Here is a 22,892-nt window from a genome sequence, read left to right as displayed (position 1 = left end):
GGTAGTTGACCGCTCATTTAATAGACCAGTGTTATGATTAATAATAATATTTCATTCGCTTCAGAAACCGGTTGCAAGATACTCCAGCAAGAGCGCGAGCCCAAAACCACCCGAAGGCAATGCAATTGCCGCCCCGAAGAACGGATGCTGCGTGAAGGGGAGGAAGGCTCCCCTCTGGTTATTTTTGATTGTGCGGATCGCCCATTCGATCTGTTGCCTCTGCTTTATTTCATCCGGTGTTTGACCGGATAGCTGGATGAGTTTGCTTTCAAGGCGCTTGATGGCCTCTCGTTTGGCTTTCTCGGCGGATCTTCGCAATGCCATGCTGTTGACAAAAATAAGTGTCGCGTTGAGCATGAAAATAATGGCGAGCGCAAGGGGAAAATCCCAATTGTCAAGGTAGTTGTAGCGTGCGATACCTAATAGAAACATGACGATGAAAGGGAAATAGATGAAGTTGCCGATGACGGTCGTGCGCTCCGCGATCAGTTCAATGCCCAGCCATTCGTCCAGATTCTCCTTGCCGATGCCTCGCTTGCCGGCTATTTTTGCCAGTGTGTCATCAGGCCATCGTACTTTATTCATGGCAATGCAGTTGACCCATCTACGGCAGAGCCGCGTGGCATCTATTACATAGAATATCAGGAACATTATCGCTATCAAGTTCATAACGATGAGCGCGTCATTTATCGCGAAACAGCTCGAACCCCGGCATGGCGTGTTGGGAAAACCGAATTGCACCATCATCAGCCAGGCAACGCACAAAGCGACAGCTACCTGCGGTAAGCCCCTCATGCTGAAATTTTTCAATTCACCCAGTATTGTGTATTCTCGCCAGAGACGAATGGCATCAATCTGGCCAACGGCATGCGGCCGCCACATATATAACCCTAAAGAGCGGCGAATAGCTTGGGTGAGCATTCTTGGCGAAGAAGGGGTGCGACGATGCTCGTCCCCGGACGTATCGGTGACTTTAATGTTTTTTTCTTCAAAGGCGAATTCGCGTGTCAGAATGTTTTCGTTGCCTTTCATCTTTTGCCGCGAATACCAGAGAAAGAGCAAGCTCGTAACCAATGCGAGCAGGCGAATGGCCGCCGTTGGCCATGCGCTGATTCCCTCGGTCAATGCAAGCGGCTCGTTTTCCGCAGCAGGCGGCATCCCTTCCACCAGGTCGAAAATTACCACGGCCACGACGGCAAGGCCCAGCCAGAACAATATGTTGGAGCCGAGTTTGAGAAAGATATCTGCCGCCGCACTGCTGATCAGCATGGTGCCGATAATAAATATAACAGCCGTGGCAACTGCTCCCGCGATCCACTTCAGATTCTGCCGTGTATTGAAATAGGTATCCATATCTGGCCGCACCGGATGGATGCTTGCGTAATTCGGCATGTGTGCGCTGGTGGTACTGATGTCAAAAGCGCCGTGCCGCCCGATTTCATACAATCTCGGCCCCGTGTTCCTCAGAGAGTCCCTTGACTCCGGTTTTTTATTCATATCCGTGCTCAGTTGGACGCAATCCGGGCAGTTCGCCTTATCGGGAACAGAAACGATGTACTTCAACGCCATCAGAGCGGCATAAAATAACGATGTCTGGTAACTATCGCGGAAAGGCGGAATGGGTGTTTGCAGCTCAGGTTGAAGTTCCAGCCCAAAGTGAGAAGCGATGATGAGATTGCGGGTTGATTTCCACTGGGCAGGAAAGGCCAGCCTGGCGTTAAGATCGGTCGTAAAAAAAATAGCGGTTGGGAACCTTTCGCGCAATGCCTGCAGAATCAGGAGCTTATCATACACGTCACTGCCCAGCACGCCGATTGCGCCGAATTTCCCATTCTTCGCTTCCTCTTGCTTCAAGGCCGTTGCCAGTCTGACGACATAATCCAGTTGGCTGCGGCCTTCAGGCCTTTGGCCGACATTTTTCTCGATACCCTGAGGTTGGCTTCCGAACCACGCCTGACCTTTGGCCTGAGCCTGTGCCTGATCTTGTGCATTGGCTTTATCGTCCCCCTTATCGTATCCCTTCGCCGGCAGTTCACCGTCAAGTCCTGCCAGGTATGAGTGTCGTGAGATCCACTCGGGCCAGTGATCTCCGAGCAGTTTGTCAATTTCAGCTTCCAATCCCGGGCCGGGGTCGCCAGAACCGTTGTTCATTGCAACCGCGGCAAATGTGCGCGGCAATGCGCGTCCGTAAAGAGTATCCCATTCGGAAATCAGCGCGACTTTGGGATTGCAATCTTTAGCTGGACAAGGTCGCAAGTCCACGCGTCGTCGCTTTAGTTCTTGCAGAAGCTGCTCTGCCAGCACGGCATCCGTGTCGATGGTCCTGGTAAAGTTTTTGATTCCTGCACAATCGAATATTTCCTCGGCGGTTCTTCGCGACACTTCTTTATTCTCAGGATCAGCGGAATAGTCCAACAAGAAAATATCCTTCGCCGTTGCCCAGGGAGAATAGAAACGCGTGTCTTTCAATTCGCTGAAGTGTGGGTTCAAGGCTGAACACCTGTGGCCGGACGGTGACGACCCGTCTCTAAACTCGTTCTCCATTTCCTTCAGCATGGCGCTCAGGCTAGTGGAAAACCGGGGCCCCAACACACTATAGGCCGGCCTGATATGAGGCGCGCCGGTATTGAGCACTCTACTGAATTCGACCAGTAGCTCATTCAGAGACTGGAGCGGTTTCTGGCTGAAATCCTGATCTTTTAACCATAAAACCAGAACATGAGGCCGATTTTGCTCATTCTGCATTTTTGACTTCGGAATGAACAATTCGGCCGGAACAGCCAAACCAGTTGTGCCCGTCGTCATGTCGTGACGAGTCCATTCGAAAAACCGGATATATTCACCTGATTCAGGTACGTATCCTGCGGCTCCCAAAGCCGATACGACAGCATAGCGATCGTTCAGCCGCGACTCGGCGCCGCTGGAATAGGGACTTCCATCGACAAATACCGGCACGACATGAAGCCCGGATGAAATTCCAGATTCCGCGATGACCTTGATGAGATCGGAAAGCGGGTAGGAAACGACCGCTTTGTGGCTCGACATTTCCGGATTTTGTTTCTCGCTATGCCGATGCGCTTCGACTGCTTCGAATGGATCCTGCCAAAGGCGCGACTGTACAGTTCCCTTATCCGCGAATATATGACTTGCGGTGTCCTTGTGGATCGGCCGGGAAGTCTGGAGTGACATTTGCTGATAGATGAAGAAGCTGCTTATCATCGAGATCAACGCAAATATTCCGGCTAGCGGCAGCTTGGCTTTTTCGTCTTGTTGTTCCGCCATATCGTAAGCCTTTTGTTGGTGCCGCCCAGTTGGGCTCGGGCAACCGAGGCGGTAACCGGAATGGTAGAGTTACACTTATTTATAGCATAAACGCCTATAAAAACCGGAAAACCCATGAAGCGGAAAGCTCATCCTCATTCAACCCAAAAATGGGTACGGGATCTACAGCAAAGCGATGCTTTAAATGGATCAGGCTGCTCGATTTGCGGATGCCCTGATCTTTTCGATCATGACTACCGCAAACTTTGCAGCCTTCTCCAATCCGGCAGACCTTCCCGTTATATCTTTTAACACCCCGGGTTGTACTTCAGTCCAATAGGCGGCGCGTCCAAAACGAGTAAGATTCAACTGGGGAACAGCTAGTGGAATTTAATGCCGGTTTTTCCCTTGCAGCAAACGCCACGGGCCCGGCAGCAGTGATCCTGCTGTCGGGCCTTTTCTCTCGGTTCATCAATGCAATGTCCTAATGTATGCGGGGAAAACGCAACTGTGCGCGTAAAAATCGTCATCGTGGCGCTCATCATCGGCATGGTATGGAGAGCAGAGCGTATCGCAAGCGAAGAGGGCAGCGGGATTACGCTGCCTGTGGCTTTATCCTCGCAAGAGGGGAGGTAATTCAGGAATGTATTTCCGCACGGGCAAAGATGGGCTGGGGGGTTTGGGTAATCTCGTTGCAACCCTTTTGTAGCTATACATGATGTATAACGAAAAACGATGGGTAACCGGGTGAATCAGGAGGAGAATCGCGCGCCACGTTGCCAATCCTGGTATCTCAGGCGTGCATATCGGACAGGTAAATGCACCGTCATCTCGACAGCGTATTTGCAGTCACGCGATCACGTAGCTACACGTCGCGCTGCGCACCCCAACGGGTAGGTCGGGCTACGCCCGACGATCAAAAAACAATGTCGGGCGTAGCCCGACCTACTGGTTAGGTGTGCAATCGCCATGGAAAACCGGTGGGGTCAGTGTAGCGCAATGAAACGGGAATTGTGGATGTGAAAGACCGCCATCGGTTCAGCCAGTATTTTTACTCCGGCAGAAACCCGTACTCGACCGGGAATTTGACGTAAAAAAGGTCCAGGTTTTCCGCCTGCAGCAAATCCAGAAAGCGCCTTATTTCCTCTTCGCTCGCGACAAAGCTTACTTCCACCGGCAGGTCTGCCGCAAGCTCGAGGAAAGTTTCTTCGTGCAATACCCCGTGTCGCCCGAAGCCCGCCACCGCGCGTATCGCGGTACCGCCGTGCAAGCCGCTTTTTTTGGCGCGTTCCAGCAGCCATTCGTATAGCAGAATGCCATCGTGTTCCCGATATTCGCTCACAAAGAATTTGAGAAAGGTGCCTTTCGTGTCGTCCTCCCTCATCTTCTTTCTCCCGTCATTCGCTTTCGCGGTTGAATTCAGCCAGCGTCCGAACCGATGCTGCGCGGCTTGAGTGCGCTAAGCGGGTTAATGTTGCGCCAGCCATTTGATGGTCATGATTCCAAGCACTGTCATCGCCAGAGAACCCGCCAGATGTGAAAAAATAATGAGACAGGCCCAGCCATATTGCTCCCGCAACAGCAGGTTGACCGTTTCAGCGGAAAAAGTGGAGAAGGTGGTCAGTCCGCCGAGAAAGCCGGTAAGGGCAAACAGCCGTGCTTCGGGCGGCAGCATCGTATTGTGATGAAAATACTCGACCACAATGCCGACAAGATAGCCGCCGGTCAGGTTCGCCATCAAAGTGCCGAGAGGAAGGGTAGGGAATACCGGGTTTAATGCCATGCCAAACCACCAGCGTAGCCATGCGCCCAGCGCAGCCCCTGTACCCACCGCCGTTATCGCGTAGATACCCATTTTATTGTTTTATTTGTTTTATTGTTATTGCAAGTCAGTTGCTTTCCATTGCCCGGCTATATAATCCCTCGCGAGCCAAACCATTCAGTTGGCAGCGTTTGAAGAAAGTCCGCTGTGCTGCGGCAACATTGCCTTCCTGTCCCTTCCAGGCAGCTAAAACCGGTGCTTGCAGCGCGCGCCCGTAGGAGAAGCTGAGTTGCCACGGGTGATGGGCATCCCCCGTATTCATCGCGTTCAGATTATTGGTTGCCTCTTCCGCGCTTTGGCCACCCGACAAGAATACGATTCCGGGCACCGCGGCGGCCACGTAGCGGCGCATACAACGGATAGTCGCTGCTGCAATCTGTTGCGCGTTGGCCTGATGCGGGCATTTCATCCCTGAAATTACCATATTCGGCTTGAGCAGCATCCCCTCGAACAGTACGCCATGCGCGTTGAGCTCTCCAAACAGGATTCCAAGCATTTGTGAGGTGGCTGCTTCGCACCGATCGATAGTGTGGGCGCCGTCCATGAGTATCTCCGGCTCGACAATCGGAACAATGCCGGCTTCCTGGCAAAGGGCGGCATAGCGCGCCAAGGCATGGGCGTTCGCATGGATCGCGTATGCCGAAGGCAGGTCGTGCTCATCGATTTCCATCACGGCCCGCCATTTGGCGAACCTTGCCCCAAGCCGTTTGTACTCCGCAAGCCGGTCGCGCAACCCATCCAATCCTTCCGTGACTTTGTCACCGGGACACAATGCCAGCGCTTTTGCGCCTTTGTCTACTTTAATGCCCGGTATGATTCCCCGGTTCGATAGCAACTCGGCAAAAGGCATACCGTCGCGGGTGCCCTGGCGCAATGTTTCATCAAAAAGAATGACACCGCTGATGTAGCGCTCGATACCCTCCGCAGTGAAAAGTATTTCACGGTACCGCCGGCGATTTTCTTCGGTGGATTCAAGCGCGATCGAATCAAAGCGTTTCTTGATCGTCGGGTTGCTTTCATCCGCCGCGAGAATACCCTTCTGTTTCGCAACGATGGCCTCGGCCACCGACTTGAGTTCGTCAATATTCATGAGCGCTTATTCTCCTGTAAGGCTGAAGATTCATATCGAAACCGGAAGCGTCCACGGGTAATTTCGCTCCAGTCTGATTATTTGACTGGAGGCGCTCCGAAAAAGCCCATTTGCCACATCGCGATCAGGGCAACGATGACGCCCGCAATCAACACATAAAATGGCCACACTGTTTTTTTTTCCGCAAAAGGATCGGCCAACGAACGACGCGAACCTTCCGGCAAACGGGCAAGCTTGGTCAACGATGTGCCAAATGGAATATTGATGCGGGCCCGTGCGTTGATCGCCCAGCCGTTTGCGTCCAGCACGGGGCCGAGGTTGCGTTTCTTCAATTTGAACCACGCTACAATCATGGCCGGGCCGGAAATCAATAACATCAAGCCGATTATCGCCAAAGGTATTTGCCAGAATTGTAACCCCAATATTCCGCTGACCAGCGAAGCAAGGATGCCGCCGATAGCGCCGAGCGCCAGCCCTATCGCCGCAAAAATCCCGGCAAACTTGCCTACATCGAAAGGCGGCTTGGGCGTTGGCGGCGGAGGAGCTGTACCCGCCGCTATCGGCGTGCTGCTCTCCACTGCCGCCTTGATCAACTTCTCATCCGATGCGGCGGCTTTCGATGCGGCCATCTTCTGCAATTGATCGCCGATAAATTTGCTCAGTTTTTTGTATGGCGACCAGAACGCCTGGCGGATACTGATCGAATGGTCCAGGATGCGCACAATAGTGGCATCCCAGTCCTGGCCCTTTCGATCATAGAAAATACCGTTTCGCCCCACCATTAGAAAATCGGAGTCGCCGGCGGTAAAGGCAGCGGCAATACTCATCTTCTCCGTACCCCCTTTGCGCACGCAATCGCAATACGCGAGATACAGGCCGCTCATGTTGGCAAACTCAGCGTGTTTGCCAATATCGTCAACTCTCACGCACAGCTCGCAACTGCGCCCGTCCAGGTACAGCGTGCCTACCTGGAATAGCGCCTTATCTCTCCCGGTATAAAAGCTGCGAAACGATACGAAATTATTCACCAGGTTAAATAAGTCGCGTTTATAGCGCAGCAGTTTTTCTACCGAATGGATCGCCTTTACCTCGCTTTCCACCGCTTTATCCTGGTTGATCAAATCATTGATTGCTTCCTTGTGCTTGCTGCTGAAGATCTCGCGCAGGCGTGCCTTACCGAGCTGCTCGGCGCAGCAGGCTGGTTTGGCGGACTGCCATTTTTCAAATGCGTCGAATTTGGTGCAGAGCGCGGCCCACTCCGATGCGAGCAAATTCTCCTTCTTACCAAATACCGGCACAATGGTTTGCTCGCGTAATGCATCTATTTGTTTTTGCCATGCGGGATTGAGGCCGGAAACCAATGGCAGGGGTTTGTTTGGCTCCACTGTCGCAAGCGGAAAACTTGCGATATCGGTGTTTTGTGCCGATAACGTTTGTGCGGCAATGCCTTGGTAATCCTCGGTGGAGCGGCTTAGCGGGACGGCTGCGCGCACATCATAAGCGGCCATCTGGCAACGCGTGAAGTAGTCATCGACCTTTTCTTTGACGGCATGGAAGGCGTCAGCGGCGGCTTGTGTCTTGTCACCCAAAAATTGAATATTGGCATCGGCGTCACCCTTAACCCCCCAGTCCGAAAAAATGGCAACTTCCGCAAAAAACGCATCATTGATTTCCTGATTGATACCCGCCTTCCCGCTCACGTCTGTTACTGAGCCGCGACACTTCATGATGTCTTCGATCGTTGTGCGCAATCCCGCATCCGTAATCTGGCCGGCAGGAACCACGCCATCGCCATTGAATTCCAAACCGGCGACAAACTTCTCGATGTCAGCCATGTCCGCCAGTGAAATCTCTGTCGCATCCGGCTTACCCAGCGTTTTCAGAATGTATTGTGCTGACGCAAGCACCTGTTGTCCTTCTTCGCTGCTATCGTCTATATCAGCCAGAGCCACCCGATCCGACCCTTCGACCAACAGGTCCGAATTCCTCAGTAGACCGCCTGCCCAGGCGATAGCTGCCAGCACTTCATTCGCGTGCACATGCGCATCGGCATCATGGTCGATCAAGTCGAGGGTTTTAGTGTCGAATTCTATGCCGCGTGTGGGGCAGCTCAACGCTACCCACAGCTTTTGATCCAATCCCTTTAGTGCCAGCAAATCCGCGCCGTTATCAATTTGTACTTGATCGAATCCGCCCGCGCGGAAAAATTTCCAGGTGTGTGAGGGAGTCATGATCTATCCTTTGTATTATTAGAAATTTTGAGGCTTCTTGAGGAGTTATAGATGCAGCACTTGAGCAATGCAAGAAGAACCTCGACACCATGAGATTCGAAGTTTCGCAAGGGAATAGGTCGAACTATTTCACCCCGGGTCCGGTAACGCCATCGAAGCCGAGTTTTATCAATGCCTGCCGCTCCGCTTCCGTTTGCACGCCGTCGGCAATTGCTATGATACGGATGCTGTGGGCCCGCCTGCACAATTCCTTCAGGAATTTCTGATTATTCCTGTTCTGGTTGATACCGTGCACGAAGCTGGCGTCTATCTTGATGTAATCAAGGCCGAGCCCGGTAAGCTCCCTCAGTTCAGCGAAGTGATGGCCGAAGTGTTCAATGCCGATACGGCAGCCAAGTTCCTTGAAGGTGTAGCAGAAGTCACGAAAGGCTTCGAATTTTCGAAAAGCCCCATACTCCGGCACTTCGATCCAGAGCCGCTGGCACAGGTTGGGATATTGGCGCAACAATTCTGCAAGTTTATTCCGGAAATCCCAGTCTGCAATTGTTTCTATGGATAGGTTGATCGCGAGTTCTCCGGTCAACGACTGTAATGTTTCGAGTCCGTGGCGGATGACAGCCAGATCAAGAGGCCCGGTCAGGTTGAGGCGTGCAGCGATGTTGACGAAATCGCTTGCCTCCAGCCAGCCTCCGTCATGCTGGGCTTGCATGCGGACAAAGGCCTCCTGATGCAACGGAACGCCAGTCGGACCGACCACCGGATAGAGCACCAGCTTGAAGCGGTCTTCGGCGAGCGCATCGCTGAAGATATTGCGCCAGTCACCAATATTGACGACAGGGGCAGGAAGTTGATCAGGTTGCGCAGAAATGAGATGCCAGGCATTGATACCCGTACGCTCGGCGGTGGTCAGCGCCAGGTCGGCGTTGCCTAACAGCTCGCCCAGCTTATCCCCACCTTGGTATCGAACCGCACCGATGTGGTACAGGTCGGTGATCTCCCGGTCGATTTTTGATGACAATACCGCCAATTCCATCGCCAACTGATTTACGATCTGGCTTGTATCATCGATATCGGGAATGACAAGGACGAAATCCGACCCGTTCAGGCGCGCAGCCAGTGGATCCGATACTGTGCTATCGCAAGCCCTGCCGGCAATGTTGCCTATGAGCCTCCCGACCTCACGGAGCAGACTGTTTGTTCCATCACGGCCGAGTTTCTGGTTGATCTCTTCCAGGTTATTGATCCGTACCAGGAAAAGAACGCCTTGTGCGCGCTTCGTCTTCGCTATGGCTACGATATCTTTATCATTCGCGCTCGGAACGGTATTTTCCTCGATGTCGCCGGGGCCTGCATCTTTGCCATCATGGATCAAAGCCGCGTCTTCGACGTCCTGGTTCGTAGCCATGTCTTCGCTGTCCTTGCCGGGAACAGTATCCTTGCCATTTCCATCCGTAGTGGCGCTTTCGCCCTCTTTGCCGTCCAGAATTTCGAGAAACCGGTTCATGAAGTGGGCGCGATTGGCCAGACCCGTGACGGGGTCGTAATTTATCAGCTTGCGCACGCTCTCCATCCGGGACGCTTCTTCTATGGCCCTGTTATGCAAGCGTCTTATCATGTCATTCGTCGCATGCGCGATGGTGCGCAATTCCGGTATGCGAGAGTCGGAAATGGTGAGAAAACGCCGTTCCGTAATCGCTTCGGCTTGCTCGACCATTGCTGCCAATGGCTTTTTGATACGCTGCAGTATCAATATGCCGATGAGCCCGCAAAATATGCCTGCAGCCAGAAACCAGATCAATAACGTTCCCGTTTGATCCCAGAGAGCCTGATAGGCGAACTGGGCGTTAGCCGCAACCTTGATGACGCCGAAATGCATCCAGCCGTCCGAAATCTGAGCGATACCCGCTTCGGCGCTGACGGGGAAGAGGTCGATAAACCACTCGGGAACAGTACCGTCTTTCCGATCCCGTATCCGTTCGGCAATCACCCTGCCATCCGGCGAAGTGATCGAGATCGCCTCATATTGGCCGCTATCGAAAAGTGCCCCGATCTGCAGACCGATCGTAACCGTATCCTTGCTCAGTTGCGAGATAGAGTGGGCGAGGGAATTGGCGCTATCGATATTTTTTTGGTGGAGTTGCTGTTCCAGATAGCTTCGCGCACTGAGCAGGCTTATGGCAAAGCTGCCTGTGAAGCTTGCCAGGGTAACCAGGATAACCGTCAACCGGAGTTGTCGAAGAAGAGACATCGAACGCCTTATTTTTGGTGAACCTCTGAATAAGCCCGCTGGGTTGCCGGTTCAGTTGCCGAATGAGCGTGATGGCGGGCTTATTCAGAGGTTCTTATTTTATGAGATTATCACGGACCGAATGTTGCTTTCCAATTTGTAAGAAGCCAACAGCATGAAGAATGCGTCAAAGTAGAGAACGTACGCGCGGCAGGGAATAATCCTAAATCCGGTAATTGACCGCTCATTTAATAGATCAGTGTCATGGTTAATAACAATATTTCATATTATTTGACGCTCACCTTCCGGGTAAGGTCGCTACGGGGTGAATTGCACAGTTTTTGCGGCACATGGCTGCGTTGCAACTCCTTGGAATGGAACGGCGCCCCGAAGCGTCGCCCGAGGGGCCCCGCGCAGCGGGGATCGGGCAGCGCAGGGGATGCCGCGATTGCGTTCCACACGCAAGGAGGCGCCCGCATCCCGCTTCGGGGTCGCACCTTCCTGCGGAAGGCACTGCTCCGCCCTGCGCGGTCGCATTCCGCGTCGTTGCGCCTTGCCCTGCACCCAAAAACCGTACACTTAACCCCGTCCAACTACCGGATTTAGGATAAAGGAGTTCGATATGCATACCGCCTTCATTTCGCATCCCGATTGCCTGCTGCACGATATGGGTTTACACCATCCCGAGTCTCCAGCGCGGCTCAAGGCGATTGAGGATGAGTTGGCCGCCTCCGGTCTGATGGATAAACTGGAGCACCATCTTGCACCACTAGCGACCCTCGGGCAACTGAAACGGGTGCATGCGCCAGAGTATATCGCGTTGCTGGATGCCGCTGGGCGCCAGGCGCTTTCAGCGGGTCTCGTGAATCTCGATCCAGATACGGCGATGAACCGGTACAGCCTGCAATCCGCTTATCGTGCCGTAGGGGCGGTCATCCTGGCAACGGATCTGGTGACTGGAAAGCAGGTGGAAAATGCCTTCTGCAGTATTCGTCCCCCCGGACATCACGCGGAACGCAACCGCGCGATGGGCTTCTGCCTGTTTAATAATATCGCGGCAGGGGTCGCGCATGCTATTGAGGCGCATGCCCTGGAGCGTGTTGCCGTGGTGGATTTCGATGTGCATCATGGCAATGGCACAGAGAATATTTTTCGGGATGACCCGCGAGTCATGATGGTTTCCACTTTCCAACACCCTCTTTATCCATATAGCGGAGTGAAGGGACGCTCGGAACGTATGGTCAATATTCCGTTGGCCGCCGGTAGTGATGGCGAACCGTTTCGCGAAGCGGTGCGTCGATTCTGGCTGCCCGCGCTGGAAAGATTCCAACCGCAGATGCTGTTCATTTCAGCCGGATTCGATGCGCACAAAGATGACGAGCTTGCTTCATTGAAGCTGGTGGAAGCGGATTACACATGGGTGACGGAGAAGATCAGGGAGATTGCGCAAAAATATGCCGGCGGCCGCATCGTATCCGCGCTGGAAGGAGGATATGCCTTGCCCGCGCTTGGGAAGAGCGTCGCCGCTCATTTGAAGGCGCTCATTTGAAAGTGCCGCTTGACTGTTATCGAAATTTCGCACGGCGCAGCGTGCTTCGCTAATTTTCGCTACAATTTATTGCGATGCCGGACCCATACTCATACTCCGCAGCTTGCAGCGACCCTCATGGCCGAACTTATCATGAGAGATTTTTCTGATTTGTTTCATAACGCAGCTATTGTGTCTATGATAGAAACATAGGCACCATGGAGCCTTCGTGATTATCCGTATCCACGAAAAGGAACAATGAATATCAGCCGAAAATCGCGCATGCCTCTTGTTTTGCTGATGGTTCTGCTGATCGGTGGTGCCTTGGTCTGGCATCATTACTCGAGCGGAAAGCTCAGCATCAGGATTGGTGTGCTCCACTCCCTGTCGGGGCCCATGGCGGCGAGCGAAAAACCGTTGATCGATGCGATCCAGCTTGCCATCGAAGAGGCTAACGCGGCAGGCGGTATCGGGGGACAGAAGATCGAGGCTGTGGTGGCCGATTGCCGGTCTGACGCTACGTATTGCGCCCAACAGGCGGAGCGTATGATTACTGAAGAACACGTACAAGCCTTGTTCGGATGCTGGACAACGGACTGCCGGAAAAAAGTGAAAAAAGTAGTCGAAGAGCATCGCCACCTGCTCTTTTACGCGCTACGGTATGAGGGTATGGAACAATCGCCCAATATCATATACGGCGGTGCCATACCTAACCAGTTAGTCATGCCTGCGGTGAATTGGGCGCTGGAGAACCTCGGTAAGGAAGGTAATCCGGAAAAGCATGGCAAGCGGGTTTATCTGGCGGGGTCAGACTATATCTTTTCACAGGTGCTGAGCATCCTTATCAAGGATATGGCGAGTGCGCACGGCGCGGTAGTGGTGGGCGAGCGGTACCAGCCTCTGGGGGCCGCCAACATGGACGATCTGGTAGCCGATATCGCGGGTCAGCAGCCTGATATTGTATTCAATACGATCAGCGGCCCCGATAATAACGTTTTCTTCAAGACGCTTAAAAAGAATGGAATCGTCGCCGCCATGATGCCGGTCTTGTCGTTCGGCGTTACCGAAGTGGAGTTGAAAGGCGCAGAGACCGCGCCGATGGCGGGTCACTATGCCGCGCGGAATTATTTCCGGACTATTCCTACTCATGAGAACCAGGCTTTCGTTAAGCGATTCCGTGACCGTTTCGGCGAGCATGCTTTGCTCGACAGCCCGGCTGAAGCTTCTTACCTCAATATGCGGATGTGGATTCAGGCAGCGCTCGAGGCAAGTTCGGGCGATTTGCATAAGGTGCAACGCACAATTCTGCGTCAGAGCCTGCTCGCACCTGAGGGAATCGTTTCGCTCGACCCGGTCACGCGTCACGTCTGGAAAGTGGCCCGCGTTGGCAGATCCCGCGAAGACGGCCAGATCGACGTTGTCTGGGATTCCGGGAAGCCGCTCGAGCCGGCGCCATTTCCCGCATACCGGTCGCGCGAAGAGTGGAACCATCTGCTCGAAACCATCACGAGCCCCCAACCATGATAGGGTTCACCTCGCTCACCCAGCGCTTCGCGGTCTGGTTCGTGGCCGTCTCTTTGCTTCCCATCCTGGTCATCGGTTACAGCCTGTTGCGTACTTTCGAAACCGAGACGCAGAAGACCGCGGTCCAGCAAGTCTCGGCCATCGCCGACATGAAAGCGGAGCAAATCGATAGTTACCTGCGCGAGCGTATCCGCGATGCCAGGATCATACAGGTTGCCAGTACCACACGCATGGCTATGCGCGAATTTGCCATCGCCTACGCCAAGGATGGAGTTGAGTCACATGCGTATCGGAGATTGGATGCGTTTTACCGCGGGCATTTCAAACGTTTTGTCGAGGATGCCGGTTATTACGATCTGTTCCTGGTTTCCACTCAAGGCGACATCGTCTATACCCAGGCTCATGAAGCAGATTTTGCCACTAATCTCATCACGGGTCCTTATCGAAACAGCGGCTTGGGCAGAATCACACGTGCAGCGCTGAATACCTTGCAGAGTGGAGTATCGGATTTCGAATATTATCCGCCCTCCCGGGGAGCGATCGCTGCGTTCATGGCGATTCCCATCGTGGTTGAGGGGAAACTCGAAGGGGTACTGGCCCTGCAAATCTATAGCGAGCGCGTGTTTGACGTGGTAACCGACAATGTGGGCCTGGGAGCGAGTGGCGAAACGGTGGTTACACGGCTTCTGGACGATCACACCGCATTGGTGATGGCGCCGCTGAAGCATGAGCCTAATGCAGCATTGGAGTTCAAGATACCTATTCATAATCCGCCATTTTCGACAGCGGTCCATAACGGCTTGTACGGCGAACGCGGAGGCGGTCTGAAAATGGACTATCGCGGCAAGGAGGTTGTCGCTGCGTGGAGGTACCTGCCGCGCATGAACTGGAGCATCGAGGTCAAAATGGATGCGGACGAGGTATTTGCTTCAGTGACGCGCGTTCGAGCTTTCAGTTTGCTGATTCTTGGCCTGACACTGCTGGTTGCCTTGCTGGGCGCTGTTTTGTTCAGCCGGCGCGTAGTAACCACGCTGAAAAAACTTAGCCATAGCGCACAGCACATCGCCGCGGGCAATCTGCAGCAGCGCGTGCCCGTGAAGGGATGGAACGAGATAGGAAAACTCGCCGGTACGTTCAATACGATGATCGAACGCCTGAACGTCAGCAATCGTGAACGGGACCTCGCTGAAAACGATTTGCGTCAGCTGAACCAGGACCTGGAAACCAGGGTCGCAACACGCACCGCCGAGCTGGAGCGAGCCAATGCGATCCTGGCAAGTAAAGAGGAGGAAACACGTTCCGTTGTCGAGCATATGATGGACTGCATCGTTACCATCGATGACAAAAGCATCATCCGCTCAGTCAACCCCGTGATTGAAAAACTCTTCGGATACACACGCGAGGAGGCGATCGGCCAGAACGTTTCCATACTTATGCCGGAACCCCATCGCAGCGGCCATGATGGTTACATCAGCAGGTATTACCGGACAGGAAGGGGCCGCTGTGAATTCGATCACATTCTCACGCTCGAAGTCGAGGGAGTACATAACATCGGCATGGGCCGGGAAGTTGAGGGACGGCACAAGAATGGCCAGCCTATCGATTTGTATGTTGCGGTCAGCGAATATTTCGTCGGGGGAAAGCGCTACTTCACCGCTATTCTGCGTGATATCCATGACCGTAAACAGGCCGAGCAGGCTTTGCGGGGAAGCGAGCAGCGCCTGCGCGCCATAGTGGATAATCTGGCGGCGTTTGTCGGGGAAATGACACCCGACGGGGTGCTGGTCGAGATCAATCGCACCGCGCTGGAGAGTGGCGGTTTGCGGCCCCCGGATGTCATCGGCAAAAGACTTGATGAAACCGCGTGGTTCTCTTTCAAGCCGGAAGTGCAGGGACAAATTCGCGAAGACATCAAGCGCGCCGTGGGCGGCGAAATAGTGCGCCATGATATCGAGACACGCATCGCCGGCGGCGGCGTGATGACGATGGATTTCATGCTTGTGCCGGTTCGCGATGCCAAAGGCCAGGTGGCCAAGCTGATACCTTCCGGTATCAACATCAGCGAGAGAGTCCGTATGCTGAAGGATTTGCAGCAAGCTCGGCTCGATGCAGAGCAGGCGAACCAGGCTAAATCCATTTTTCTGGCGGCCATGAGCCATGAGATACGAACGCCCATGAACGGCGTGATCGGCATGGCGGATGTGCTGCAGCAAACCAGCTTGAGCGGCTATCAGATGGAAATGGTCGATCTGATACGGGAATCCGCCTTTGCCTTGCTGGAGATCATCGAAGATATTCTCGATTTTTCCAAGATCGAGGCAGGGCGGTTGGAAATTGAACAAGCGCCCACGTCGGTCGTTACCGTGGTGGAGAAGGCCTGCAATATGCTGGAAAGCCTGGCTTCAAGAAAAAACGTGGAGCTTACCTTGTTCCTTGATCCGGCTATTCCGGAGGAGGTTTATGGAGATGCACTCCGTTTGCGTCAGGTGCTGGTCAATCTGGCCAATAATGCCATTAAATTTTCAAGCGGGCTGGAAGAGCCCGGCAGGGTATCGGTGCGGGCATTACTGGCGGATCATAGCGCGGATCGGGTAACGGTGGAGTTTCAGGTAACGGATAATGGCATAGGCATGAACGAGGAGACCAAGGCGCGTCTTTTCACCTCCTTTACTCAAGGCGATACCTCTACTACCCGCCGATATGGCGGCACCGGGCTAGGGCTGGCCATCTCTTATCATCTGGTTCAATTGATGGGAGGGTCGATCACGGTGCAAAGCGCGCCCGGCAAGGGTTCCATCTTTACCGTACGCGTATCGTTCGCGCAATTGCCGGCTACTCCCTCAGGAAACAAAGTGGTGGACCTGACGGGGGTTTCCTGCCTGGTACTGGGTGACGACAAGGGAATGGCTGACGACCTGGCTGTGTATTTGAGATACAGCGGCGCGATTGCCGAGCGCGTCACGGACCTGGCGTCAGCCCGCGAACGGATAAAAATACTCCCGCCCGGCTTATGGCTGCTTATTATCGATGCGGGTCACGATGTCCCGCCAATCGAGCAGTTGCGTGAAGCCTTCCAGGCACGGCCGGATATGGACCCGCACTTCGTAGTTCTTGAGCATGGGCATCATCAGCCCGACATCGAACCGCGATTTGTGGTTATCAGGCGCGGCCGCCGTCGTCATGAGCGTTCCGAAATGGTCGATACGGTCACACTGGATGGCGATGTCATGCATCGTGAAGCTTTTTTGCGGGCGGTGGCTATCGCGGCGGGGCGCGCGCATGAAGAAGTCGAGGTGCAGGAGGCTGCCAAGGTCGAGCCGGTGGTTGCGCCGTCTCGCGAGAAGGAACTCAAGGAAGGGCGGCTGATTCTTGTAGCGGAAGACAACGAAATCAACCAGAAAGTGATCCGCCAACAGCTCACGTTGCTGGGCTATGCCACAGATATCGCTGGCGATGGCCGCGAAGCGCTGAAACGCTGGGAGAGCGGCAACTACGCGCTGCTGCTCACCGACCTGCATATGCCGGAGATGGATGGCTACCAGTTAACCTCAGCCATTCGCCTCGCCGAGCAAGGCAAAACCAGAAAACCCATTATTGCGTTTACTGCCAATGCACTCAAGGGCGAGGCCGAGCATTGCCGTGATGTGGGCATGGACGACTATGTGAGCAAGCCTGTGCAACTTGCGCACTTGAAAGCGATAGTACAGAAATGGCTGCCTCCCGCCACTACCACGGAGCTGCTGGCTCTCGCAACCCCTGCTATCTCTGTCGCCCCCACCGCCGTGCCCGCTACTACCCCCAGCACTCCCACTGCGGCCCCCACCAAAGCCCCGGCGGTGCAAAAACCGGTGGATTTGAATGTACTTAAAGAGCTTGTTGGAGATGATCCGACGGTGACCAGTGAGTTTTTGAGAGATTTTCGCACCAGTTCGGAAAAAATAGCAGCGGACTTGCGCGGCGCTTGCCAGGGAGGGCAGGCAAAAATCGCCGGCGCCACCGCTCACAAACTCAAGTCGTCGGCCCGGGCGGTGGGCGCGTTGGCGTTAGGCGAATTATGTGCGGAGATGGAACAAGCAGGAAAGGCAGGCGACACTCAGGCTTTAAACGCACTATTGCCGCGTTTCGAGTCGGAATTAACGGCCGTGAATAAATATATCGACTCATTGCAAGGCTAATGCAAGCAGGGTCCTGGCAGCCTGTCAGATTTGAAGAACTAAAGGTGACTGGGTGAGGAGAGGTTTTGAGGATTTTGAAGGCCAGTAGTTATTCCATTGGTGGAAAAAGCAGCGAAATATGAACCAGCCAGACGCCTTTGCAGCCGATTTTCTTCAAGTCCGACAGGCTGCTAAACGCTGACTGGCGCCACCGATGGCCGCGCGGGAGTGGCGGCGTCTTTTTTTTGGGAAGGCAAAATAACGACCCGCTCAAACGAGCATTATAATATCGAGTCGAATGGGTTATGCTCCGGTTATCACGATAAAGTTCCCTGCCGCGATTTAGCACCGAAGCCTGGGGAATCCGGAATTTATTCGGCTTCCCCAGGAGAGGGACGCGGCAAGGAATGATGAGCAGACAGATGAGCATAGTTTCCAGCTATCGACCTGAAGGGAAAAGCGAGCGCCATGACAGATAGATCCGCGGTCAATATTCTGGTACTTGACGATGAGTCTTTCATGCTCAAGCTACTGGGACGTATCCTGTTGAACCTGGGATTTACCTCGGTAATATTTTGCGATAACGGACGTTCGGCCCTGGAACAGATAACTGATGCGAGTGGACGGCCGAATCTGATCCTGCTGGATCTCAACATGCCCGAAATGGATGGGATCGAGTTTGTGCGGCACCTTGTCGACCGGCATTATTCCGGTAGCCTCATCCTGATCAGCGGCGAGGACGAGCGCATGCTGCAAACCGCCGAGAAACTGGTGCGGGCGCATAAAATCCCGATACTGGGATACCTGCACAAGCCGGTCAAACCGGATGCGTTATCCGCCATGCTTGAGAAGTGGACGCCGCCCCCCGCCGAAGCCACCGGTGTGGCGAAGAAAGTATACAGCTCGGATGAGTTGAGGGCTGCCATCGACAATGGCGAACTGATCAATTATTACCAACCGAAAGTAGCGGTTGCCACCGGCGAGTTGATCGGTGTCGAGACGCTGGCGCGATGGCGGCATCCTGTGGATGGCCTCATCTTTCCAGACCAGTTCATCAGCATAGCCGAGGCCTCCGGCCTGATCGACAAGCTGACTCGAGTGGTATTCACGGGAGCGATGACGCAGGTGAAAGCCTGGGAAGAAGCGCATCTGCCATTGCGGATCGCCGTCAATGTATCGATGGATAATCTGGCATCCCTGGATTTTCTGAATTTTGTCGCCGAGATCACGACAAAGCTGGGTGTAGCGGCGCATAACGTGGTGCTGGAGGTAACGGAAACCCGGTTGATGCAGGATACGCGAGCGCCGCTCGAGATTTTGACGCGGCTGCGCTTGAAGCGCTTTCGTCTTTCCATTGATGATTTCGGCACGGGGCACTCTTCCCTGGCGCAACTGCGCGACATTCCCTTCGACGAACTCAAGATCGACCAGGGCTTCGTGCATGGCGCCTGGAAAGACGAAACATTACGCGCAATGTATGACGCCAGCCTGTCTCTGGCAAGGCAACTGGAGATGGAGGTCGTGGCGGAAGGAGTCGAAGACCGTAACGATTGGGATCTTCTGCGCCGCACGGGATGCGATCTGGCTCAAGGGACGTTCATGTCGCGGCCTATGCTGGCCGCCGATCTACCCGGTTGGATCGAAAAATGGCGCGAGCGGGTTCGAAAGGAGTCTTTGACCGCTGGCGATTCGAAGTGAATGGGGCAACCCACTCGATATTTCTCCTGCCTCCCACTTAAACTTAAGCTGCCCGAAGAATAAACGCCCGCGCGTGCGGATGTGCGAAGTGCATCTGGCGTGACGCCGTCCAGCGTTCCGTATGGCTTGAGGCTGTTATAAAAACCCGGAAGCCCGATACCATTAGCGCGCCGCACTCCTGGTTTTATAAAAGGGATATATCATTTTTTCTGGACATCTAATACAACCGGTCGTATTATTAATCCATGCTCAAGCCATCCAGAAAGGAAAGCAACAGGGAAAACCTGCTAGACCAAGGGGTCGCCATGCTCTGGAGCCAGGGTTATCACGGCACGGGGCTCAAGGAAATCCTGGATGCGGTAAAGGTTCCAAAGGGTTCTTTTTACAATTACTTTGGTAGTAAGGAGGACTTTGGTGCGGAAGTCATTCAACACTATGCCAACCCATTCATCGCACAACTGAACGCTCACCTTGAAGCAGCCGATGATGCGCTCGGTGCCATAAAGCGTTATTTTGACGAGCTCATAGTGGAGCTCGAGAGGAATGAGTTTAAAGGCGGTTGCCTCATGGGCAATCTGATGGGAGAAATAGGCGATACCAGCGAAATTTGCCGGAAATCTCTCCAGTCCGCCGTTACTCGTTACCGGAATTTATTGCAATCCGGCCTTGCCAGGGCGCAGCAACAGGGTACCGTAAGATTGGACAAATCTGCGGAAGAGATGGCTGATCTGCTGACGAATACCTGGCAGGGTGCTTTATTGAGGATGAAAATAGAAAAATCATCCGCACCGGTCAAGCAGTGCTGCCAGGATCTGCTCGGTGATTTTTTCAGGCCCTGATTTTTTTCTTAATTAAAAAACGACCGGTCATATATAGTTAATCCTTCAGAAGAGGAGAAGTGTCCATGCAATCCGCTGCCGTCCATTCAACGATATTAATTCTGGCTCTGGCCGTCACCGGTATTCCCGGCGCATTCGCCGAGGCCGGCGCCGGGACTGGCGAGGTAGCCTCGACCAAAAAGGGCGAAGCTCCCGCGGGATCTGGAGGTGGTCACCAGCATTACGTGCAATCCGATAGTGCGAACAAGCCCGGTCCGGATGGTCAGCTCGCACCCAGGCTGCAGAACCTGGGCACGCACACATTCCCTGTCAGTACGCGCAACAGGTTAGCGCAGCAATATATTAATCAGGGCCTGAATCTCGCCTATGGTTTCAACCATGCCGAGGCACGCCGGGCATTCCGCGAGGCGGCACGGCTCGACCCCGGCCTTGCGATGGCTTACTGGGGCCAGGCGCTGGTGCTCGGCCCCAATATCAATGCGATGATGGAACCGAACGAGGAGCCACAGGCTCTGCAGATCGTGCAGCAGGCCAAGTCGCTCATGGCCAAGGCATCGCCCAGGGAGAGAGCGCTTATCAGCGCCCTGGAAAAGCGTTACTCGGGGAATACCGAGAACCGGACGGCGAACAACAAGGCGTACGCGGAGGCGATGCGGGAAGTGCACCAGCGTTTTCCGGACGACCCGGATATCGCGATGCTTTATGTGGAGTCGGTGATGGATCTGCGTCCCTGGGGCTACTGGATGCGTGATGGCTACCCATACGAGGGCACAGCCGAAATCGTGGCGCTTACCGAAGAAGTGATGCGGCGCCATCCCAAGCATCCGGGCGCGCTGCATATGTATATTCACATCATGGAGCCGACAAACACGCCCGAGCGGGCGGAGAAGGCGGCCGATACCCTGCTGACGCTGATGCCGGCGGCGGGGCACATGATACACATGTCATCGCACATCTATCAGCGTGTAGGCCGATACGCGGACTCGATGAAGAGCAATCAGCTTGCCATTGCAGCCGACGAGGATTACATCGCGCAGTGCCGTGCCCAGGGGCTATACCCCATGATGTACTACCCGCATAACATTCACTTCCTCTGGTTCGCGGCAACGGGGGATGGTCAAAGCAAGGTGGCAATCAAATCGGCACGGGAAGTTGCCGCCAAGGTAGACGATGCAGTGCTGGAGGCGATGCCGCTGACAGCGATATTCCGCATGGTGCCGTACTGGGCGCTTGCGAGGTTCGGGTACTGGAAGGAAATTCTCGAAGAACCCGTCCCGCCATCCACCAACCCATTCTTGAAAGGAAGCTGGCACTATGTGCGCGGCCTCGCGTTTGTCGCAACGCAGCAGTTGCAACAGGCCGATCAGGAACTGGATGCGTTGCGCGAGATCATGAAGGACCCGGCGCTGGACCTCCCGCTTTTCTCGAAAAATACCGCGCGCACCGTGTTGAGTGCTGCACCCGACGTGCTCTCCGGCGAGATCGCTGCGGCGCGCGGACAATTCGATCAGGCCATCGCGTCCCTTGATCGAGCGGTTCGCCTTGAAGACGCCCTGGTATACACGGAACCGTCGGAATTCAATGCTCCGCCACGGCTGACGCTGGGTGCAATTTTGCTGGAAGCAGGACGTCCGGCCGAAGCGGAGACCGTGTATTGGGAAGAGTTGCGGCGAAATCGCAACAGCGGATGGGCGCTTTACGGATTGATGCAAGCGTTGCGCGCGCAGAAGAAGGACGATCAGGCAAGGCTCATCGAGGCACGTTTCAACAAGGCCTGGGCGCGTGCCGATGTGGAACTCAAGGCATCGCGCTTTGGGCGCTAGTGTGCAGTAGAGCATGCAAAACCGGGGCAGGTACTTGGTTCCCCCGAAAAATCCTGCTTTTTAACAAACAATCATCATTCATTGATGGCCGTTTGTATCTCGTTTCGGTATGGGGCCTGGCGAGCGGCGCTGGCGTGCCGTGTCCGGATGGCGTGGCGCATGCGGCGCCTCTGCCGCCACCCTGCCGGCAATATTCAAGATCGCTGAGCGAGGCGTGATCGAACATATTGGCAGGGAGGCTTGTTGATTTATTCGGTCTGGATAAGCAGCGCGGCCGCCACGCGCCGTCCCTCGGCTGTCAGTATATTGTAGGTGCGGCATGCGGCGGCGGTATCCATTACCTCGACGCCGATGCGTGACTCGATCAGTGTTCTCGTCAGTGTCGGATGAGGAAAGCGCAGGGTGGCTCCCGTCCCGAACAATACCATTTCAGGTTGCAGCGAGAGCACGAATTCGAAATGCTCGGCCGTGAGCTGTTCGAAGGTTTTGGCGTCCCAATTTTCGATCAAGCGATCGGGTAATACGATCAGGCTTTGCTCATGGCGCGTCTTGTTGACCATGACATATCCGGCCCCGTAGCCGGTGAACATATTTTGTTCGGAAAACACGGAAAGATGCAACTTCACGTAAGGCTCCATTTGCGGCAGGTTGGCGTGTCGGGTAACATTACATCTTTTTTGCGCCTTGATAAAGTT

General features: G+C 54.4%; 14 protein-coding genes. 7 read left to right on the top strand and 7 right to left on the bottom strand.

The features are described from left to right. Positions 1–60: 60 nt before the first annotated feature. Entirely contained in the window at positions 61–3,282 is a 3,222-nt protein-coding gene (locus tag KJS40_RS08475) for a hypothetical protein (protein WP_213537114.1), read from the bottom strand. Positions 3,283–3,735: 453 nt separating this feature from the next. On the opposite strand from KJS40_RS08475, the gene KJS40_RS08470 reads away from it, so the two are divergent. Continuing rightward, positions 3,736–3,897, top strand: a complete 162-nt coding sequence (locus tag KJS40_RS08470) for a hypothetical protein (protein ID WP_213537113.1) — start codon at positions 3,736–3,738, stop codon at positions 3,895–3,897. A gap of 415 nt (positions 3,898–4,312) precedes the next feature. Here KJS40_RS08470 and KJS40_RS08465 read toward each other — a convergent pair whose 3' ends face one another. From KJS40_RS08465 to KJS40_RS08445, 5 genes are all read right to left on the bottom strand, one after another. Further along, positions 4,313–4,645 carry a DUF190 domain-containing protein gene (locus KJS40_RS08465; protein ID WP_213537112.1) on the bottom strand — a complete coding sequence of 111 codons (333 nt, stop codon included), beginning with the start codon at positions 4,643–4,645 and terminating at the stop codon, positions 4,313–4,315. A gap of 84 nt (positions 4,646–4,729) precedes the next feature. After that, positions 4,730–5,116 (bottom strand): fluoride efflux transporter CrcB, encoded by a 387-nt coding sequence (gene crcB / locus KJS40_RS08460; RefSeq protein ID WP_107729340.1) that lies wholly within the window; start codon positions 5,114–5,116, stop codon positions 4,730–4,732. A 34-nt stretch (positions 5,117–5,150) separates the two neighbouring features. Further along, on the bottom strand, positions 5,151–6,173 hold the full coding sequence (locus KJS40_RS08455) for a class I fructose-bisphosphate aldolase (protein ID WP_213537111.1): 1,023 nt from the start codon (positions 6,171–6,173) through the stop codon (positions 5,151–5,153). A 77-nt stretch (positions 6,174–6,250) separates the two neighbouring features. Continuing rightward, positions 6,251–8,404: a hypothetical protein gene (locus KJS40_RS08450; RefSeq protein WP_213537110.1), complete on the bottom strand. Its 2,154-nt coding sequence runs from the start codon at positions 8,402–8,404 to the stop codon at positions 6,251–6,253. Between the two features lie 124 nt (positions 8,405–8,528). Then, positions 8,529–10,652, bottom strand: a complete 2,124-nt coding sequence (locus tag KJS40_RS08445; RefSeq protein WP_213537109.1) for an EAL domain-containing protein — start codon at positions 10,650–10,652, stop codon at positions 8,529–8,531. Positions 10,653–11,253: 601 nt separating this feature from the next. Between KJS40_RS08445 and KJS40_RS08440 the strand changes: the two genes are divergently transcribed. The 6 genes from KJS40_RS08440 to KJS40_RS08415 all read left to right on the top strand — a co-directional run bounded on the left by KJS40_RS08440 (position 11,254) and on the right by KJS40_RS08415 (position 22,197). Beyond that, a complete protein-coding gene (locus KJS40_RS08440) occupies positions 11,254–12,180 on the top strand; it encodes a histone deacetylase family protein (RefSeq protein WP_213537108.1) in 927 nt (308 codons plus the stop codon). 237 nt (positions 12,181–12,417) lie between these two features. Continuing rightward, positions 12,418–13,683 carry an ABC transporter substrate-binding protein gene (locus tag KJS40_RS08435; RefSeq protein WP_213537107.1) on the top strand — a complete coding sequence of 422 codons (1,266 nt, stop codon included), beginning with the start codon at positions 12,418–12,420 and terminating at the stop codon, positions 13,681–13,683. Further along, on the top strand, positions 13,680–17,858 hold the full coding sequence (locus tag KJS40_RS08430; RefSeq protein ID WP_213537106.1) for a PAS domain S-box protein: 4,179 nt from the start codon (positions 13,680–13,682) through the stop codon (positions 17,856–17,858). The genes KJS40_RS08435 and KJS40_RS08430 overlap by 4 nt, the downstream gene beginning before the upstream one ends. Positions 17,859–18,305: 447 nt before the next feature. Further along, entirely contained in the window at positions 18,306–19,535 is a 1,230-nt protein-coding gene (locus KJS40_RS08425) for an EAL domain-containing response regulator (RefSeq protein ID WP_213537105.1), read from the top strand. Positions 19,536–19,840: 305 nt separating this feature from the next. Further along, the gene (locus KJS40_RS08420) at positions 19,841–20,374 is read left to right on the top strand and encodes a TetR/AcrR family transcriptional regulator (protein WP_244859509.1); all 534 of its coding nucleotides are present in this window, start codon (positions 19,841–19,843) and stop codon (positions 20,372–20,374) included. Between the two features lie 65 nt (positions 20,375–20,439). Continuing rightward, positions 20,440–22,197, top strand: coding sequence for a hypothetical protein (locus KJS40_RS08415; RefSeq protein ID WP_213537103.1), 1,758 nt, complete (start codon positions 20,440–20,442; stop codon positions 22,195–22,197). A 248-nt stretch (positions 22,198–22,445) separates the two neighbouring features. Here KJS40_RS08415 and KJS40_RS08410 read toward each other — a convergent pair whose 3' ends face one another. Next, entirely contained in the window at positions 22,446–22,823 is a 378-nt protein-coding gene (locus tag KJS40_RS08410) for an Mth938-like domain-containing protein (RefSeq protein WP_025040030.1), read from the bottom strand. Between the last annotated feature and the right edge of the window lie 69 nt (positions 22,824–22,892).

The sequence above is a fragment of the Nitrosospira sp. NRS527 genome (genome assembly GCF_018406445.1).
GTDB classification, from domain to species: domain Bacteria; phylum Pseudomonadota; class Gammaproteobacteria; order Burkholderiales; family Nitrosomonadaceae; genus Nitrosospira; species Nitrosospira briensis.
This window is presented reverse-complemented; position numbering and strand designations above follow the sequence as displayed.

Bases quoted from the DNA above. Each gene is read 5' to 3' on its own strand.
- crcB (WP_107729340.1), bottom strand. From the start codon at position 5,116: ATGGGTATCTACGCGATAACGGCGGTGGGTACAGGGGCTGCGCTGGGC.
- KJS40_RS08440 (WP_213537108.1), top strand. From the start codon at position 11,254: ATGCATACCGCCTTCATTTCGCATCCCGATTGCCTGCTGCACGATATG.
- KJS40_RS08415 (WP_213537103.1), top strand. From the start codon at position 20,440: ATGCAATCCGCTGCCGTCCATTCAACGATATTAATTCTGGCTCTGGCC.
- KJS40_RS08450 (WP_213537110.1), bottom strand. From the start codon at position 8,404: ATGACTCCCTCACACACCTGGAAATTTTTCCGCGCGGGCGGATTCGAT.
- KJS40_RS08420 (WP_244859509.1), top strand. From the start codon at position 19,841: ATGCTCTGGAGCCAGGGTTATCACGGCACGGGGCTCAAGGAAATCCTG.
- KJS40_RS08455 (WP_213537111.1), bottom strand. From the start codon at position 6,173: ATGAATATTGACGAACTCAAGTCGGTGGCCGAGGCCATCGTTGCGAAA.
- KJS40_RS08470 (WP_213537113.1), top strand. From the start codon at position 3,736: ATGCAATGTCCTAATGTATGCGGGGAAAACGCAACTGTGCGCGTAAAA.
- KJS40_RS08475 (WP_213537114.1), bottom strand. From the start codon at position 3,282: ATGGCGGAACAACAAGACGAAAAAGCCAAGCTGCCGCTAGCCGGAATA.
- KJS40_RS08465 (WP_213537112.1), bottom strand. From the start codon at position 4,645: ATGAGGGAGGACGACACGAAAGGCACCTTTCTCAAATTCTTTGTGAGC.
- KJS40_RS08435 (WP_213537107.1), top strand. From the start codon at position 12,418: ATGAATATCAGCCGAAAATCGCGCATGCCTCTTGTTTTGCTGATGGTT.
- KJS40_RS08425 (WP_213537105.1), top strand. From the start codon at position 18,306: ATGACAGATAGATCCGCGGTCAATATTCTGGTACTTGACGATGAGTCT.
- KJS40_RS08430 (WP_213537106.1), top strand. From the start codon at position 13,680: ATGATAGGGTTCACCTCGCTCACCCAGCGCTTCGCGGTCTGGTTCGTG.
- KJS40_RS08445 (WP_213537109.1), bottom strand. From the start codon at position 10,652: ATGTCTCTTCTTCGACAACTCCGGTTGACGGTTATCCTGGTTACCCTG.